14 protein-coding genes are annotated in these 16,552 nt (G+C 35.4%); 3 read left to right on the forward strand and 11 right to left on the reverse strand.

Annotated features, from left to right (window positions below; translation table 11 throughout):
- Positions 1-18 precede the first annotated feature (18 nt).
- The 9 genes from MKS83_RS21125 to MKS83_RS21165 form a co-directional block, all read right to left on the reverse strand.
- On the reverse strand, positions 19-3,159 hold the full coding sequence (locus MKS83_RS21125; RefSeq protein WP_240581216.1) for a SusC/RagA family TonB-linked outer membrane protein: 3,141 nt from the start codon (positions 3,157-3,159) through the stop codon (positions 19-21).
- A 321-nt stretch (positions 3,160-3,480) separates the two neighbouring features.
- Entirely contained in the window at positions 3,481-5,757 is a 2,277-nt protein-coding gene (locus tag MKS83_RS21130) for a cation:proton antiporter (protein WP_240583212.1), read from the reverse strand.
- A 104-nt stretch (positions 5,758-5,861) separates the two neighbouring features.
- Positions 5,862-6,251: a hypothetical protein gene (locus tag MKS83_RS21135; protein WP_240581217.1), complete on the reverse strand. Its 390-nt coding sequence runs from the start codon at positions 6,249-6,251 to the stop codon at positions 5,862-5,864.
- Positions 6,252-6,360: 109 nt separating this feature from the next.
- Complete coding sequence (locus MKS83_RS21140) at positions 6,361-7,071, reverse strand: LytR/AlgR family response regulator transcription factor (RefSeq protein ID WP_240581218.1); 711 nt, start codon at positions 7,069-7,071, stop codon at positions 6,361-6,363.
- Complete coding sequence (locus MKS83_RS21145) at positions 7,049-7,819, reverse strand: histidine kinase (protein ID WP_240581219.1); 771 nt, start codon at positions 7,817-7,819, stop codon at positions 7,049-7,051. The genes MKS83_RS21140 and MKS83_RS21145 overlap by 23 nt, the downstream gene beginning before the upstream one ends.
- A gap of 216 nt (positions 7,820-8,035) precedes the next feature.
- On the reverse strand, positions 8,036-8,407 hold the full coding sequence (locus tag MKS83_RS21150; RefSeq protein WP_240581220.1) for a hypothetical protein: 372 nt from the start codon (positions 8,405-8,407) through the stop codon (positions 8,036-8,038).
- Positions 8,408-8,487: 80 nt separating this feature from the next.
- Complete coding sequence (locus tag MKS83_RS21155) at positions 8,488-9,681, reverse strand: alanine dehydrogenase (RefSeq protein WP_240581221.1); 1,194 nt, start codon at positions 9,679-9,681, stop codon at positions 8,488-8,490.
- 64 nt (positions 9,682-9,745) lie between these two features.
- Entirely contained in the window at positions 9,746-10,153 is a 408-nt protein-coding gene (gene tsaE / locus MKS83_RS21160) for a tRNA (adenosine(37)-N6)-threonylcarbamoyltransferase complex ATPase subunit type 1 TsaE (RefSeq protein ID WP_240581222.1), read from the reverse strand.
- 1 nt (position 10,154) lies between these two features.
- Entirely contained in the window at positions 10,155-10,727 is a 573-nt protein-coding gene (locus MKS83_RS21165; RefSeq protein ID WP_240581223.1) for a hypothetical protein, read from the reverse strand.
- 133 nt (positions 10,728-10,860) lie between these two features.
- Between MKS83_RS21165 and dnaG the strand changes: the two genes are divergently transcribed.
- The 3 genes from dnaG to MKS83_RS21180 all read left to right on the forward strand — a co-directional run bounded on the left by dnaG (position 10,861) and on the right by MKS83_RS21180 (position 15,235).
- The gene (dnaG, locus tag MKS83_RS21170; RefSeq protein WP_240581224.1) at positions 10,861-12,846 is read left to right on the forward strand and encodes a DNA primase; all 1,986 of its coding nucleotides are present in this window, start codon (positions 10,861-10,863) and stop codon (positions 12,844-12,846) included.
- A gap of 118 nt (positions 12,847-12,964) precedes the next feature.
- Positions 12,965-13,651 carry an ATP-dependent Clp endopeptidase proteolytic subunit ClpP gene (clpP, locus tag MKS83_RS21175; RefSeq protein ID WP_100374872.1) on the forward strand — a complete coding sequence of 229 codons (687 nt, stop codon included), beginning with the start codon at positions 12,965-12,967 and terminating at the stop codon, positions 13,649-13,651.
- A gap of 321 nt (positions 13,652-13,972) precedes the next feature.
- Entirely contained in the window at positions 13,973-15,235 is a 1,263-nt protein-coding gene (locus MKS83_RS21180) for an esterase-like activity of phytase family protein (protein WP_240581225.1), read from the forward strand.
- Between the two features lie 117 nt (positions 15,236-15,352).
- Here the strand turns inward: MKS83_RS21180 and tpiA are convergent, their stop codons facing one another.
- Together tpiA and MKS83_RS21190 are read right to left on the reverse strand one after the other, a co-directional pair.
- Positions 15,353-16,111 carry a triose-phosphate isomerase gene (gene tpiA / locus MKS83_RS21185; RefSeq protein ID WP_240581226.1) on the reverse strand — a complete coding sequence of 253 codons (759 nt, stop codon included), beginning with the start codon at positions 16,109-16,111 and terminating at the stop codon, positions 15,353-15,355.
- A gap of 85 nt (positions 16,112-16,196) precedes the next feature.
- Complete coding sequence (locus MKS83_RS21190; protein ID WP_240581227.1) at positions 16,197-16,547, reverse strand: TerB family tellurite resistance protein; 351 nt, start codon at positions 16,545-16,547, stop codon at positions 16,197-16,199.
- Positions 16,548-16,552: the final 5 nt, after the last annotated feature.

Consider the following 16,552-nt stretch of genomic DNA (forward strand, 5'->3'; position numbering starts at 1 on the left):
TTGATTGAATGTTTTTAGTTAAAATTTAAGGTTAAAACCGATTCCGAACCATCTGCTGGAAGGATCCTGGATGTCATTTCCTGACTTGATTTTGTAATCAGGATCCGAGTACAGGTTTTTAGATTTTTTCCACATGGCAAGATTGTATCCTGAAATATTAGCTGTAAAACCTTTTACCATACCTTTCGGATTTAATAAAGAAGAGAAGTCATATTCAAGGATTACCGATCTCAACTTCACGAAAGTTCTGTCGAATACGTTAGCAAATAATTCGCTTTCATCCTCAGTAACTCTTGCCTGGTAAGGATAGTTCTGTGCCCAATCCTGAAAACTGATTGCTTTTGTGTGTGGTGTATACGTTCCGGTTGCAGGATTATAATTTACACCATCCGGTACAAAATAATATGTTCCCGGGTTTGCATATTCCAGGTCTCTGTACATGGTGGAATTCGGATGTTTTCCTCCCCACCACATTTTTTCTACGACCTGAGATCTCATAACACCGCCGATGCTTCCGTCTATACCGATATTTAAGGTTAACTTTTTATATTTGAAGGTATTGTTGAAGCCAAATGTCCAGTCCGGGTTAAAATGTCCTAAATTTGTAGGAGTTGTTGCTCTTGTCGGCATTCCGGTATTGGCATTAAGAATCACTTTTCCGTCCGGAGATTTCTGCCATGTATAATCATAAAAGCTATCCATTCTTTCGCCTAGTGTGATGTTATTATAATTCGGCATATCTCCGTAGATGGAAGTCAGCTTTTGTTCGTAAGTACTCCAGTTGATCAAAGACTTCCAGGTGAAATTATTGGTTTTCACAGGAACAATGCCCAATGAAATTTCAACCCCTTTTGTTGTATACTCATTACCGTTTACATATTGAGAAGTGAATCCTGAAGACGGCGAGCTTGGGAACTGAAGAATATTATTATAATCCAGCGTTCTGAAATAAGTGGCATCTAAGGTAATGCGGTTATTCAAAAAAACTGCGCTTAGTCCAAGTTCATAAGATTTTGTCTGTTCCGGTTTTAATGAATTCTCATAGTTCAATACGGTCGGATAATAATAGGTAGGATTTCCGTTGAAGGTAATGCCGCTGTTATTCAGATAATAATTCCTGATCGAATAAGGCTGGAAGTCATAAGCAACTTTTGCCCAGGAAGCTGATAATTTTAACAGGCTGACTGCTTTAGGCATGTTCACCAGATTAGAAATCACGGCGCTTAGTGAAGCAGAAGGGTAGAAGTACGATCTGTTGGCTTTGGGTAATGTTGAAGACCAGTCGTTACGCCCTGAAACGTTGATAAAGAAAGCATTGTATAATCCAACGTCTATGGTTGAATAGACACTGTAGATCAGCTTTTCTTTCAGGTAATCGTAATATTTTACGGAACCGATTGAATTGTCCAGTGAATACACTTCCGGAATTTTTAAACCGTCTGTGGAAGCATTATCAATATCATTTTTATAGTAAAATGTTGAGCCTCCCGCATTGATGGTGAAATCAAAATTATCAGAAATTTTCTTTTTATAAGTTGCTAAAACATCCGAGTTAAGATTCCATGTTTTGGTATCGTTCAAAATATAACCGCCGCTTCTCGGAGCACTGTAGTTAAAATAGGAATAGGGACTTTGGATTTCCTGCTTGTTATGATTTTCAACTATTGAAATCTTACCTTTTACCGAAAAATCCGGAGTGGCTTTGTATTCCAATCCCGCCTGTGCATTGATGATGTCGGTTCTGTTTTTATTTTTATAATATTCAGCACCGAACCATGGATTGTTATACCAGGCGTAATTCCAGTTGGCTTGTGTTTTCCCTTCCTGTCCCGGAACCCATAAATGATTTTTCAAATCTCTTCCGTCTACATCGCCTCCCATCCAGATTAAGATGGTATACATGTGACCACTTGGGTTATAATCATAGTTAGGAATATTGGGTGTGAAAGTTTGGTTGAAATTAAACTTCGTATCAAAAATCAATTTGTCGCTGATATGGTTTTCTGATGAAAAATTGACACCATAGCGCTGAAGGTATGCTCCCGGAATACGGTCATCATAATTCATGAAATTTCCGGAAAGCCGGTAGATATCTTTATTGTTTTTATAGCTTATTGAGAAATTGTTGTTGTTAATTACAGCCGGTTTCATGAATGTTTTTAAATTATCATGATATTTCCAGTCGATAGGAACTCTTTCGTACCTCGATTTGTCGTTGTACTGACTTCCTGCAACGGTTCCGTACCAGGGAATAATTTCTCCGGTCTGCTTGTCTCTGATGGGGCTGTTCCACTGGGCAATCTTGGTTCCAGGAACAAATTTAGGCCCCCAAATCATATCTCCGTCATTTACACCACCGTCAGCTCCGTCCCAGAATTCATATTTTCCGTGCGAACCGTTTCCGTATTCCGTTTGTGTTTTCGGAAGGTTGGTAAATCCAGCGGTAATCATTGTATTTTGAGAGAATTCTACGGTAAAGCCTTTCTTTTTAGCACTTTTTGTGGTAATTAAGAGCGCACCGTATCTCCCTCTGGACCCGTAAAGAGCGGAAGCGGTCGCTCCTTTCAGTACGTTGATATTATCAATATTATTCGGATCTAAATTCTGAAAAACTTCTTTCTCAACAATGACTCCGTCAATAACAAAAACCAGATTTGAATTTCCTCTTAACGTAAATTCCGGAGCCTGTTGCATTCCTGTAGGGTTGGAAACGTTTAATCCGGCAACCTGTCCGGAAAATAGGTTACCAATACTTGGTGTGGTAATGGTCTCAAACTGTTTGGTTCCTACTTCCTGAGTAGAATATCCTATTTTTTCTTTCTTTTTGGCAATTCCTAAAGCGGTGATCACAACCCCTTCAATTTGTTTTTCGGAGACCTTTTTTAAAACTACCGAATAGTTTTTTCTGTTGGAAACTTCAATGGTATAGGTTGAAAAGTCGGGAGCATAAAACTCTAAAATATCTTTTGGATTTGCTGAAATGGTAAAATTTCCGTTTGCATCAGTGATGGCTGTTTTTCCTGTATTTTTATCGGTAATACTTGCGCCTGAAACACCAGAGCCGTTTTCGGATTTTACATTTCCGGAAATGGTAATTTCTTGGGCAGTAAGATAGAGAGGGAGTAAAAAAATAGCGAAAGTAGCTAATGTTTTTTTCATTTTTTTTGATGGCAAATTTAGCGGAGCATTGTTACAATGATTTTAAGGCTGTATTAAAATAAAAATATGATTTCGGCCTTAAACAGAGGAAAAATTAATACAATGATAAAGCAAAAAATACGGCTTGTTTTGGAAAATTTTACTTTTTTATATTATTATAAGAAAGGCTTTACAGCAGGGAATTGAGACTGATGTAAAGATTTTTTTTAATTGGATATTTTATCTGTTTTTAGATGGACTACTAAAAACGGTTGTTAACTCATATAAAAATAAAAAGACTGCCTAAAAAAGCAGTCTGTATCGTTTATTAAATAATGTGTATTAAGGATTTGAAATAATCAACGTAGAAGGAATATCAGAAAGCCATAAACTTTTGGTATCAATCAGATTTTTCCAACTTTTACTGCTGATCAACATGAGATCCTGAGAATTTAAAAATTCTTTCTCAATTTTCTTCTCGTTATATAGGGTGATGTGATTGGGTGCAACTTGTTCGATACTTCTTATAATTTCTTTTACCTCAATATTATTCCTTATTTGTCCTGCAACATCTAAAATAATAATTTGAGAATTGTTGTTATTAATCAGTCTTTTTGCATATTCAAGCAGATAAAAGTCACTTAAATTAAAGATCGGAACAAAAACTTTATCAGCTGATTTGAAATCTTTTTCAACTAAAATTCCTACAGGAATATTGGTTTTATCCAGAATTTGCAATGTAAAGTCGTCAAAAGGAGAGTTGTTGAAAATATTTCCTTTACCTTTTACGGTATTGAGAAGTTTTTCAGGATTTATAATTTTTGTGGTAAAGCCTAACAATCTGCCTAATAAGCTCCCTTCATACATGGATTTACCAAGCATAATGAGAAGAAGGTCATAATTGCCTTTATTGGAAATACTGGTTAGGTCATTTTCAATGTCTGTAGAGGCTTTAAAAAGAGTAGTAACTTTTAATTTTAAATCATGAGAGGTGTCGATCACGTTTTTAAACTGTTCATTCTCGTATTCATTAATATCATAAGCATGCATTTCTTCAACGGGAGCGATGTTCATTGCAGTAATGCTCTTGTTTCCGTTCATTTTGCTGGTAAAATCATGAGCAAGTTTTAATAAGGTACTTCCTGATTCCGGATTATCAAAAGAAAGAAGAACTCTATATTGTGCATCATTATGGTCCGAATTTTCTTCGTGTTCAGATTTTTTAGATTTAAAAATAAAATTAATGAAATCCAATGCGGGACCTGTCATAAAGGTTGTAAATAAAGCCATAATAACCATCATTGCAAAGATTTCAGGGCTTAATACCCCTAAATCGTATCCTATATTTAATACAATGAGCTCCATTAATCCTCTGGTATTCATTAAAGCCCCTATAGTCAGACTTTCTTTCCAGTTAATTCCCAAAAATTTGGCGGTCAATGCACTTCCCGCAAATTTCCCGATTACTGCGGTAAGAATTATAAACCCGGCTGTCATCCATAAATGACTATCATTTAAAAGCCCTATTTGGGTACGGAGTCCGGTAAACACAAAAAATAATGGAAGTAGAAGTACCAAGGCAACATCTTCTACTTTATCAATAAACATAGTACGGAATTTAGTATTTTCAGGCATAATTGCACCTGCCATAAATGCTCCGAATAATGCGTGAATACCAATAACTTCAGTTGCATATGCTGAAAGAATCAGCGTTAAAAAGAAAATAGCAACCATTGGTTTATTGATGGTATTTTTTCCGGCTTGGAGATCACCAATCCTTTTCAGGAATGGTCTTACAATTTTAATCATTAAGAAAACATACCCGATTGCCATTAAGATAACATAAATAGAACTGGCAAAAGATCCTGCTTTTACAATAGCAATTACGGCTGCCAAAATACACCATGCTGTAATATCGTCGGCTGCAGCACAAGTAATCACGACTGTTCCCAGCTTTGTTTTTTGAAGGTTTCTTTCCTGAACAATTCTTGCTAAAACAGGAAATGCCGTTATACTCATTGCAATAGCGATGAATAAAGCAAAAGATGTAAACTGAATTCCCTGTGGTGCAAATTCCTGATAGATGTAATATGAAAGCCCGATTCCTAAAGCGAAAGGAATGATAATACTCGCATGGCTGATGACAACGGCATCATGCGCTTTTTTTCTTAAAACACTCAGATCCAGTTCCATTCCTACGATGTACATAAACAGGATTAATCCTATCTGACTCAAAAACTGTAGATTACCTAAAGATTCTTTTGGAAAAAGAAATGCTGAAAATTCAGGAAAGTACATTCCCAAAAGCGAGGGACCTAAAACAATACCGGCAATCATTTCTCCAATTACAGAAGGCTGTTTTATTTTCATACATATCCATCCGAAAAGCCTTGCTACCAATATGATGGTGACAATTTGTGCCAACAGTAGAGCCAATGGATGGTGAAGGTTAGTTTTGAAAGATTCTAAAAAATTATCCCAGGTAGATCCACCGCTGATTTTTGTCACAATATTTTCCTTCACTTCTAAAGTCTGTCCTTCCACAATAAAAAAGTACATCAGGCAGGAAAAAACTGCGATGGTAGTGATATAAAAAATAATGTTTTTGTATTTTCCCAAGTTCATGATTCCAGATATTTTATGCAAAGTTGATAAGAATATAATTATGATAATTGTTTTTATTTCTAAAATGTAATCAATGTCACAAATAATGTAATGAAAATCTACCTGAGAGAATATCCAAGCCCAATTCCTGCTTTCCAGGTGCCATTTTGAGTTGCTGTTTTGGAATTGTAGTAAACAGGAAGCTGTACTGCCCATTTTTTATAAACGACTGTTAAACCTGCTCCCAGATTCGGTGTAATGACACTGTTTCTTGTTCCTGACGACTTGTCTTCTTTAATTCTAAGAGAAGGAAGCATTCCCAATATTAGTTTTAAATCTTTATTTTTAAAACTGATGTTCGGTCCGGTAAAATTGATGAAAGCTCCGTGATCGACATACCCCGCTACAGCAATTCCGTCAAAAAATGACGCCTTGATCTTAGAATTTGCTTCTTGTGAAAAACAAAGGCTGGAAATAAGCATTCCACCAGCATAGAGAAATTTTTTCATGTATAAAATTATTCAACCGGATGCAAAAGTACACGGGTAAAACAATTTAAAATACAGGGTGCAATGAAACCGACAAATTCTGTAATAAAAGCAAAAAGGTCTGGAAAATCTACCTGCCAAACATTTCCATTAATGAATTTTTATACGTTTCTCCAATTTGCAATTTCAGGAAAGCTTCTCCTTCTGTCGTGATGGTTGTGATAATTTCGTTGGTAGAAAAAGCTTTAATAGAAGACAGGGCAATAATTTCTTTTTTATTGACTTGGGCAAAATCTTTTGAAGGAAGCATCTCAAGAAGATTTTTAAAATTCAGGTTTTTTAAAACAATCGTGGTTCCGTCATTTAGAATGATATCCTTGTCTCGGCTATCAATTTCGGAAGTTTTTATATAGGCAATCTGCTCCGTAAAAATAATGGTTTTACCAATGTTGGTATTCCACTCGATTAGGCTTTTCTTCTGGGAATTCTGAAGTAGATCCTTTGCTTTTTCAAATGCCTGTATCAGGCGTTCTTTTTTGATAGGTTTTCTTACATAATCCACAACATTCAGATCAAATGCTTCGGCTGCGTATTCTTTGTAAGCGGTTGTAAAAATGATTTTCTTTGAGTCCGGAATTAATTCAGCGACCTGTAAGCCAGTCATTCCCGGCATTTCGATATCTAAAATACAGATGTTGCAATCCAGTTCATTAATTTCGTTTAAAAATACTTTGGGATCATTAAATGCTTTTACAACTTCTACGTTATCAATTTGCTCGCATAGAAGTTTTAAATAGCTGATTGCCAGTAATTCATCATCAAGAATAACGCATTTTATCATAGAATTCTCCCAGATTAATTTTTAATTCTGCCGTGAAGATACCGTTTTTTGAATGTTTTTGAAGGGAATAATGGTTATTGTAGATCATTTTTAATCGCTGATCCAAAGACTGGCTTCCAAAGCCGCTTTTTTCTTTTTCCAGCACATTTTTTAAAGAAGCCTTATTGCTTACTCTCATGGTGAAAATACGATCTTCAAGCTCCATCTGAATGGAAATAAATGAATCCTGGGCAAGAAAATCAGTATGCTTAAAAGCATTTTCAATCAGATCAACCGAAAGAAGTGGCGCAAAAACTTTCTCTTCATAAATCTCATCAGACTTATTGATTTTAGATTTGATTCTGAAATCAAAAAGAGGATTTACTTTTATTTTATTGATCTCAATGAGACTTAAAGCAAAGTTCAGCTCATCTTTTGGGCTTACAAATTTACTGTTGCTTTCGTATAAAATATAGTCAAGAACGTTGGCAAGCTTGTCTAAAGACATATATGTCTGATAGGCATGAGACTGAACAGAGTTTAAAATGTTTTTAAAAAGATGCGGATTTAATTTTGTTCCGATATGCTCAAGCTGTACTTCATTCAGTCGTTGCTGGATTATTTTATTGGCTTCCGAAAGTTTCGCATTACGGATCTTAAATTTTTGATTCTGACTGAACAAATAAATACTTACCGTCACAAAAAAGAAAATAGCAAATACTCCGATGAAGATCAGATAATCATGAATCATGTAGTAGTTGCCTTCCATAGTTTATTCTATTAATTTAACAATGTCATGCTGAGCGGAGTCGAAGCATCTCAATATTTTCTTACAATGAGCTTAGTTTTAACCATTAAGAACATTAAGTTATTAAGGTTAATTGAATCAATATCAGAGATATTTTGTAAGATTATTGCTGTTATTTGATTAAAGTAAAACTCTTTTGAATGCTTTTAAAATCCTTATTGTTAAAATAATTGTTACTTATTTTAATTTCTTCAAAGAATTCAGTGTCACACTTTCCTCACATTTTTCATAAGTGATTTCATACGTGGGATTTTTCTCGGGATACACCAAAACATAATCCGGGCAAGGCTGTTTTTGGGCATGACTTCTGTCAAAATCTACTTTTCCAAGAGTAATAATGCTGTCTTTTAAGAATTTTTCATTGATTTTTAGTGTATTCATTTCTGCTTTAAAATTTTCGGAATACTTGAAATCTTTGGATAAGGTTTCGGCAATTACACGGCTGTTGGGAAGGTAACCGCTGCAGCTTGCTCCTTTTTTATTTAAGACAAAAAATACAATAGCAAGTCCCGGAATGAGACCTATTAAGTAGAATTTAAGTTTTTTCATACGTAGTTGTTACTTTTTAAAGGCCGTATGGAATCGCGTCAAATGTTTGAAGATTTTGTTTCCTAACCTTGGCGATTTCATTAGAAAATTAAAAGATTGATATCATGATAAGTAAGTCCGAAACGGTCGCAGATGATTTTTTTCGTATGTCTTCCTTTGTACATATAAAGACTTTGCTTCATTTCATTTTTGCGAACCAGCATGTTTTCGAAACCTCCTTCTTCGTCGTAGTTTAAAATATAGGAAAGGAAGAAATTGGAGATAGCTTTTGTTGTTGTTCTTGGCATTCTTGAGGTAAGATTCGGAAGTCCGCAATGGATAACGCCATGTTTAATGACATAAGGATCTTCCATAGTAGTGAGTTCAGAAGTTTCGATCACTTTTCCGTTATCAATCGTAATATCAATGATAACACTTCCTTTTTTCATTTTCATCACCATATCTTCCGTCACAATCGGAGTCATATTTAATCTTGGCAGTGCTCCTATAACTACATCGGCACGTCTTAATGCTTTACGGAGCTCTTTAGGATCGATAATGGAAGTGGGAACTCTGCTGTCCACAATGGTATGGAGTCTTCTTAGTTTGGAAAGTGAGTTGTCAAAAACCCTTACACTTGCTCCTAAACCGATGGCTGCTTTTGTTGCAAATTCTCCTACGATTCCTGCTCCTAAGATCACTACTTCGGCAGGTCTTACCCCTGTAATTCCTCCCAACATTAAACCATTTGATAAAGCTAAAAGCTCTGAAGCATAAAGGATGGAAACCGTACCTGCAATTTCTCCAACTAATCGTACCAAAGATAGTTGCTTATATTCATCAACAATGAATTCGAAAGCGATGGCATTTACTTTTTTCTCTGCCAGTTTTAGGAAATAATCTTTATCTCTCAGATTAATTTGAAGTGCAGAAACCAAATAGGTATTCGGTTTCATAAATTCAATTTCGTCTTCTGTAGGCGGGTTAACTTTTAAAATTAAATCCTGTCCGAATGCTTCTTTCGGATCGTTTGTAATTCTGGCCCCCGATTCAGCATATTGTAAATCTGTAAAAAACGAACCTTGTCCGGCTCCGGATTCTATAATAATTTCATGACCATGTTCTACCAAAACCTGTACAGCATCTGGTGTAATACAGGTCCTCCTTTCATTAAGGCAGGTTTCTTTTGGAACTCCAATACTGAACTGTTTACCTTTTTTAATCACCTCAAGCTTTTCCGCTTTGGGGATCAGTTCCTCCTCAGTAAAAGGGGTGAAAATATTTGTAGTACTCATCTTAAATTATATCTTACAGATAATTATTTGTCAATTGAATTCAATAAGCAAAGATACATAATATTTAATCGAATGAAATTTCTCTGTTTTCACCGGTATTTACAATGCTCATTTCGTGGTATTTAAGTCCGTAAAGCTCATCTTCATACACTTCCGGCCACTCTATAATACACAGAAAAGCATTATCGAGATATTCTTCAATCCCAATATCATAAACTTCTTCTATATTTTTTAATCGGTACAGATCAAAATGATATACTTTTCCCTTTGGAGTATTGTATTCATTCACAATAGAATAGGTTGGAGAATTTACTTCATCAGTACTTCCCAAATTCTTAAGTAAAAATTGTGTGAAAGTGGTTTTTCCGGCACCTAAGTTTCCTTTTAAAAGGAAAATATTATGCTGTAACTGAGGAATAATGGTGTCTGCTATTTTTTGCCAGTCTTCTATTGTATTGATTGTAAATTCCATTTCAATTATAATTTAATATATGATTTCTTGCCTCTTTTGAAAGCAAGCCATAGTTGTCTATGTAATGATTTAACTGATTTGATATCTGTAAAAGTTCCCTAGGCTGTCTTATCTGGAAAAAACATTTTCTTTCTTGATTATTTAAATCCCGAATCTTTAGAATATTATTACAGCCCTGCGAAAACATTCCGCTAAAGCCATTTCTATAAATATATCTACCTTCATGGTTATTTTGTACAATTTCAAGATGTTTTAATTCCTTAATAAAAAAAATCTCGTTATCAATCGTTATTTTTTCATTTTCGAAAATAAGCTTGCCTTCTATTTTACCTTTTAATTCTTCAGGGAAAAATACATTAATGAAACCGCCAATAATACCAATACATAAGGGAGGAGTGATGATCCATGAAAACCATTTTGGAATTTCCTGATCAGGAATTTTTAAAACATACAGAACAAAACCTATAAGTAGTAATGGAAAAACGATTAGAAGATAACATATTCTTGCGCGTGTCCATACAAAACCAGTTGATGGTTTATAAATGTTAAAGGTTTTGTAGTTGTTTTCTGCCAATTTAAAGCCTGATTTTTAATTTTCAAAAATAATTAAAAATTAAATCATTTAAAAATCAAAAAATTACTAAGACCCAGTATTGAGTTGTCTGTAAATGTATCAATTTCAATATAAATTTGTATATTTTTGTCTTATGATTTCCAAACAGACCATAGATAAAATATTTTCAACAATACGAGTAGAAGAGATTGTTGGCGAATATGTGCAGCTGAAAAGGGCAGGGTCTAATTATAAAGGACTCAGTCCGTTCCATGATGAAAAAACACCGAGTTTTGTAGTTTCTGCAGCTAAACAGATCTGGAAAGATTTCTCAACCGGAAAAGGAGGGACTGCTATTTCTTTTTTGATGGAAATTGAGAATTTCACCTATCCTGAAGCGCTTCGCCATGCTGCTAAAAAGTATGGAATTGAAATTGAAGAAGATCAGAAAGACTTTTCGGAAGAGGCCAAAAATGCACAGTCCGAAAGAGATTTACTATATAAGATTCATGAAGTTGCGAATGACTATTTCCAAAATTTCCTATGGGAGGTTGAAGAGGGAAAAGCTATCGGACTATCTTATTTCAAAGAACGTGAACTTCGGGATGATATCATCAAAAAATTTCAGCTCGGATATTCTCCCGAAAAGAAAAATGCTTTTACAACATATGCTTTAGAAAAAGGCTATTCCAAAGAGATTTTAGAAAAGTCCGGACTTTCCATTTTTCCGGAAAATACCCCTGCAGGAGTAGACCGTTTCAGAGAAAGAGTCATTTTCCCGATTCACAGCTTTTCGGGGCGGGTTTTAGGTTTTGGAGCGAGAATTCTTAAAAATAATGTTAAGACCGCAAAATATCTTAATTCTCCGGAGACCGAAATTTATCACAAATCCAATGTTCTTTATGGATTAAACCAAAGTAAGCAGGCGATTTCTAAAAAGAATGTCTGCCTTTTGGTAGAAGGATATATGGATGTGATTTCCCTTCATATGTCGGGAATTGAAAACGTTGTGGCCAGTTCCGGAACATCTTTGACAACAGAGCAGATTAAGCTCATCAAAAGATTAACGGAAAACGTTACGATTCTTTTTGATGGGGATAATGCCGGAATTAAAGCCAGCTTCCGAAGCATTGATATGTTATTGACGGAAGGCATGAACATTCGTGTTCTTCTGTTTCCAGATGGCGATGATCCTGATTCTTTTGCAAGAAAATATCCGCAGGAATATGTAGAAAAATTCATCGAAAATGAAGCGATGGATTTTATTGATTTTAAGGCAGAAATTCTTTTAAAAGAAGTCGGGAATGATCCGATTAAAAAGGCAGAAGCCATCAGAGATATTGTAAAATCAGTTGGTTTTGTTCAAAATGCCTTAAAAAGAGAGGTTTACCTAAAAGAAGTTTCCAATAAATTCGGGCTTTCTGAACAGAGTTTGTTTAATGAGCTTGATGTTCAGCGCCAGGTGACCCAAAATCAGAATCAGCACGTTCAGCAGCAGAAGGAAAATGCGGCTCCTGTGAAAATGGAGATTGTACCTTTGGATGAAGAAAAGGGGGATCCGTTTTTGTATGATGTCCTATTTATGGAAAACAAGCTTGTAGATCATATGCTGATGTTTGGAGATGTAATTCTGAAAAGAAAAGATGATCACAATGAAGAATATCAAATCACCGTCATTGAAGAAATTCTGCAGCATTTTGAAGAAGAGCATTATGAATTTTTAGTAAAGGGAAATGAAGTGATCATTGATCAGGTAAAGGAGGGGATTCAAAATGACGAACTGAGAAGCGGAAACTTTTTTGTATCTTTTATGGATGAAGAGATTACTTCAAAAGTTGTGGATGCATTAATTCCGTTGGATGATCTTGAAAACTGGGCTTCCCGAAATATTTATCCGCCCAATTACGGGGACAAAATTGCTGAGCAGGTACAAGGAGATGTATTGCTTCATAAATACAGATATATAGATTATTTAATAAAACAGACAGCCAGAGAGCTTGATGAACACCGGGATTCTGATCCCGTAAAGTATTTTGAACTGCTTCAAAAAATAACATTGTTGAAACAGGCTTCCATGCGTTTGAGCGATATTATTGAATATTCTCCGATTAAAGGTATTTACGGGGACAGAAAAAGATAATTTCAGACAAACTGTTTATTAATCATTGATCTTCTGTGACAAAAAGTCTTATATAATTTTAGGAATAAAAGTTGTAATTTAAACTTTGAAAAAAATTTAAAATAATACCAATAGAAATATGGACATTAAAAAAGAATTCAGAGACTTCTCTGTAAAGCATTTAGGAAACAACGGTTTGGTAACCGATCAGTATATGGGAATGTTTGGACCGACAAATCTTACACCATACATTATGGAGGAAAGAAGATTAAATGTTGCCCAAATGGACGTTTTTTCGCGTCTAATGATGGACAGAATTATCTTCTTAGGTACAGGCATTGATGACCAGGTTGCTAATATCGTAACGGCTCAGCTTCTATTCTTAGAAAGTGCAGATCCTTCAAAAGATATTCAAATTTATATCAATTCTCCTGGTGGAAGTGTATATGCAGGATTAGGAATTTATGATACCATGCAAATCATTAAGCCAGATGTAGCAACAATCTGTACAGGAATTGCCGCTTCAATGGGAGCTGTATTATTGGTTGCGGGTGAAAACGGTAAACGTTCTGCTCTTAAGCATTCAAGAGTGATGATTCACCAGCCTTCAGGAGGAGCTCAAGGGGTGGCTTCTGATATGGAGATCAACCTGAGAGAGATGTTGAAGCTTAAAAAAGAATTATATGACATCATTGCTGAACATTCTGGGCAAACATTTGATTGGGTAGAGAAAGCTTCTGACAGAGATTACTGGATGACTTCTGAAGAAGCAAAAGGCTACGGAATGGTAGATGAGGTATTACAGAGATCTAAAGAGAAAAAATAATTTTTCTTTAAAAATATTGAAAACGCATCAAGGTATTTGGTGCGTTTTTTTATTTTTTTTGATTGTAACTAAGAGCTTTATTAACAGTGAAATATAGTGATTTCTATACATTGATTATTTACAATTTATTTTTACCACCCTGTCAAAAATTCTTTGAATTTTCGCCCCCCTCCAAAGGAGGGGAATTTTGAAATTCTAAAAACCGACCGGGTATTTGTTTCCAAATTTTGAAATAAAAGTTTAAGACAAAAGAAATTTAATATTCCATTCAACATCAGTTTACAATCATTATTTACTTTCGCATCCAATAAAAAGCGACTCATGAAAAAATTCTTATTACCTGTTTTTGCCTGTATGGCTTTGGCTGCCTGTAACAATGATGATAATGCAATCAATCAGGATATTGACTATTCTAAACTTCCGCAGGAATTTCCTTTTTCAACGCTAAAAACATTGAACGGAGTTAATATCATCAATGGAGGTTTCGGTTCCGGAGCAACAGCGCACCCCACGCAGAAAGGAGAATTTTATGTAATTACCGATCGTGGTCCGAATGTAGCCTACTCGAATGGAATTAAAATCCTTGTCCCGGATTTTACACCGACCATTATGCATTTTAAAATCAATGCAAGCGGCAATATTGAGGTAATTAAATATATCAAGCTTAAAAATCCTTCTGGACAGCCGATTACCGGTCTTCCAAATCCTGTAGGAATGGGAAGTACGGGAGAAATTGCTTATGCTGCAGACGGAAGTGTTTTAGGAACGGATAATTATGGACTGGATAGTGAAAGTATTGTGGCAGCAAAAGATGGTACTTTCTGGGTTTCTGATGAATATGGTCCTCATATTGTTCATTATAGCGCAGATGGAGTAGAACTGGAGAGAATCAGTCCGATTGGCGTAAATACCGGAACAAGAAAACTTCCTGCTGTTTTTGCCAAAAGAAGACCCAACCGTGGAATGGAAGGGATGTGTATGACACCCGATGGAAAAAAGTTGGTAGGTACGATGCAGTCTACCATGTATGTTCCTACAAAAGCTCTGGCAACAAATACGACTTTAACCAGAATTGTGACTTTTGATTTGGCAACGGGTCAAACCAAACAATACTTATACAGACAGGATGGAGGAGCTTCTGATTCCGTTTGCGATATTACCCCAATCAGTAATACTGAATTTCTGGTAATCGAAAGAGACGGGAATTTTGGTTCTGTGGGTGGACTTAAAAAAGTGTACAGAATCAATTTGGCCAATGCTTCGGATGTTTCGGGAACGGATTTAACGGCAGTAGACGGAATGAAGATCAATGGAAAAACCCTTGAACAGTCTACCTGGGATGAAATCAACGCTGCAGGATTAAAACCTGTTACGAAAACGTTAGCCGTTGATTTGGTTGCCAAAATTGGTTATGAGCACGATAAATTCGAAGGAATTGTGTATTTAGGAAATAATAAACTGGCCGTTTTTAATGATGATGATTTCGGGGTTGCAGATGACGGAAACGGAAATCCTAAAACAAAAACTTTACCTAAAACGGGTAAACAGGATAAAGGTGAAATGTATATAGTCGATATTCAATAATTAGATTTTTTTTGAATCGGCGGCATCGAAGATGCCGCCGATCTATTTTTCCTAATTTATTAGGAAAAATAGAAAAGATCGCCCAAGGGCGATCTTTTCTATAATATTGTATTTAAACTAGTTAAAAGCCTCAATAATCTTAGAGAAATCCTCTAATTTCAAAGCAGCTCCACCGATAAGACCACCGTCAATATCAGGTTGAGAGAAAATCTCTTTTGCATTATCAGGTTTCACAGAACCTCCATAAAGAATAGAAACTTCGTCAGCCACTTCCTGTCCATATTTTGCAGCGATAATTCCTCTGATGTGAGCGTGGATTTCCTGAGCTTGTTCAGGTGTTGCAGTTTCACCTGTTCCGATTGCCCAAACCGGTTCGTAAGCGATTACTACTTTTTTAATTTCTTCAGCAGAAAGGGTGAAAAGAGCAACTTCTGTCTGGTTTTTTACCACCTCAAAATGCTGGCCCGCTTTTCTTTGTTCTAAAGTTTCACCGTTGCAGTACACAGGAATTAAACCTTTGTCTAAGGCTAATTTTACTTTTCTGTTGCAGTGAGAGTCTGTTTCACCGTGGTATTGTCTTCTTTCAGAATGTCCGATTAATGAACCAGTAGCGTCAATAGACTCAAGCATATCAGCAGAAATTTCTCCGGTATAAGCTCCACTTTCGTGCTCACTCATATCCTGAGAAAATACTCCGATTTCATCCTTTTCGAAGATATCTTTTGCCATCATTAAATATAATGCAGGAGGAGCAATCCAAACTTCGCAGTTGGTCGTATTATTGTTTTTATATTCTAATAATTGAGTCATTAATTGTTGAGCATCAATTACGTTTTTGTTCATTTTCCAGTTTCCTGCAACTATTTTTCTTCTCATAGTTTTTTATTTAGAAGTTAGATTGTTAGAGGTTAGAAGTTCGTGTTTTTACTAATTTCTACTTGTAATCTCTAATTTTCAATTATTAATTAATATTCCATAAATTTTTTAAAAGCTTATAATACGTATGTTCTGCATCAGTTACCACATTATCTGCTTTTATTAAAGACTTTGCAAACTGTACAAATTTTTCACGCTCACTCTCCGTTGAATCTTCATGAAAACAACGTGCGTGAAACTCAAAATGATCTTTCCATTCTTCGGGCTGTAAAAGAGCCAACGTTTCAAGTTCATTATCAAGATTCATTCTGAAAGGAAATTCATCTGCCAGATATTGCTGAATAAGCAGACCTTCTTCAGGAGCAAATTCTCCGTCTACAGAAGAAAGTATCATTAATAAATGATAACCCGCAATAGGTTTATTTGATTTTTGCATTCTTA

The sequence above is a fragment of the Chryseobacterium sp. Y16C genome (assembly GCF_022488405.1).
Lineage (GTDB): Bacteria > Bacteroidota > Bacteroidia > Flavobacteriales > Weeksellaceae > Chryseobacterium > Chryseobacterium geocarposphaerae.

Excerpts from the sequence above, each read along its gene's own strand:
- MKS83_RS21125 (WP_240581216.1), bottom strand. The coding sequence starts at position 3,159 with ATGAAAAAAACATTAGCTACTTTCGCTATTTTTTTACTCCCTCTCTAT.
- MKS83_RS21135 (WP_240581217.1), bottom strand. The coding sequence starts at position 6,251 with ATGAAAAAATTTCTCTATGCTGGTGGAATGCTTATTTCCAGCCTTTGT.
- MKS83_RS21140 (WP_240581218.1), bottom strand. The coding sequence starts at position 7,071 with ATGATAAAATGCGTTATTCTTGATGATGAATTACTGGCAATCAGCTAT.
- MKS83_RS21145 (WP_240581219.1), bottom strand. The coding sequence starts at position 7,819 with ATGGAAGGCAACTACTACATGATTCATGATTATCTGATCTTCATCGGA.
- MKS83_RS21150 (WP_240581220.1), bottom strand. The coding sequence starts at position 8,407 with ATGAAAAAACTTAAATTCTACTTAATAGGTCTCATTCCGGGACTTGCT.
- MKS83_RS21155 (WP_240581221.1), bottom strand. The coding sequence starts at position 9,681 with ATGAGTACTACAAATATTTTCACCCCTTTTACTGAGGAGGAACTGATC.
- tsaE (WP_240581222.1), bottom strand. The coding sequence starts at position 10,153 with ATGGAATTTACAATCAATACAATAGAAGACTGGCAAAAAATAGCAGAC.
- dnaG (WP_240581224.1), top strand. The coding sequence starts at position 10,861 with ATGATTTCCAAACAGACCATAGATAAAATATTTTCAACAATACGAGTA.
- clpP (WP_100374872.1), top strand. The coding sequence starts at position 12,965 with ATGGACATTAAAAAAGAATTCAGAGACTTCTCTGTAAAGCATTTAGGA.
- MKS83_RS21180 (WP_240581225.1), top strand. The coding sequence starts at position 13,973 with ATGAAAAAATTCTTATTACCTGTTTTTGCCTGTATGGCTTTGGCTGCC.
- tpiA (WP_240581226.1), bottom strand. The coding sequence starts at position 16,111 with ATGAGAAGAAAAATAGTTGCAGGAAACTGGAAAATGAACAAAAACGTA.
- MKS83_RS21190 (WP_240581227.1), bottom strand. The coding sequence starts at position 16,547 with ATGCAAAAATCAAATAAACCTATTGCGGGTTATCATTTATTAATGATA.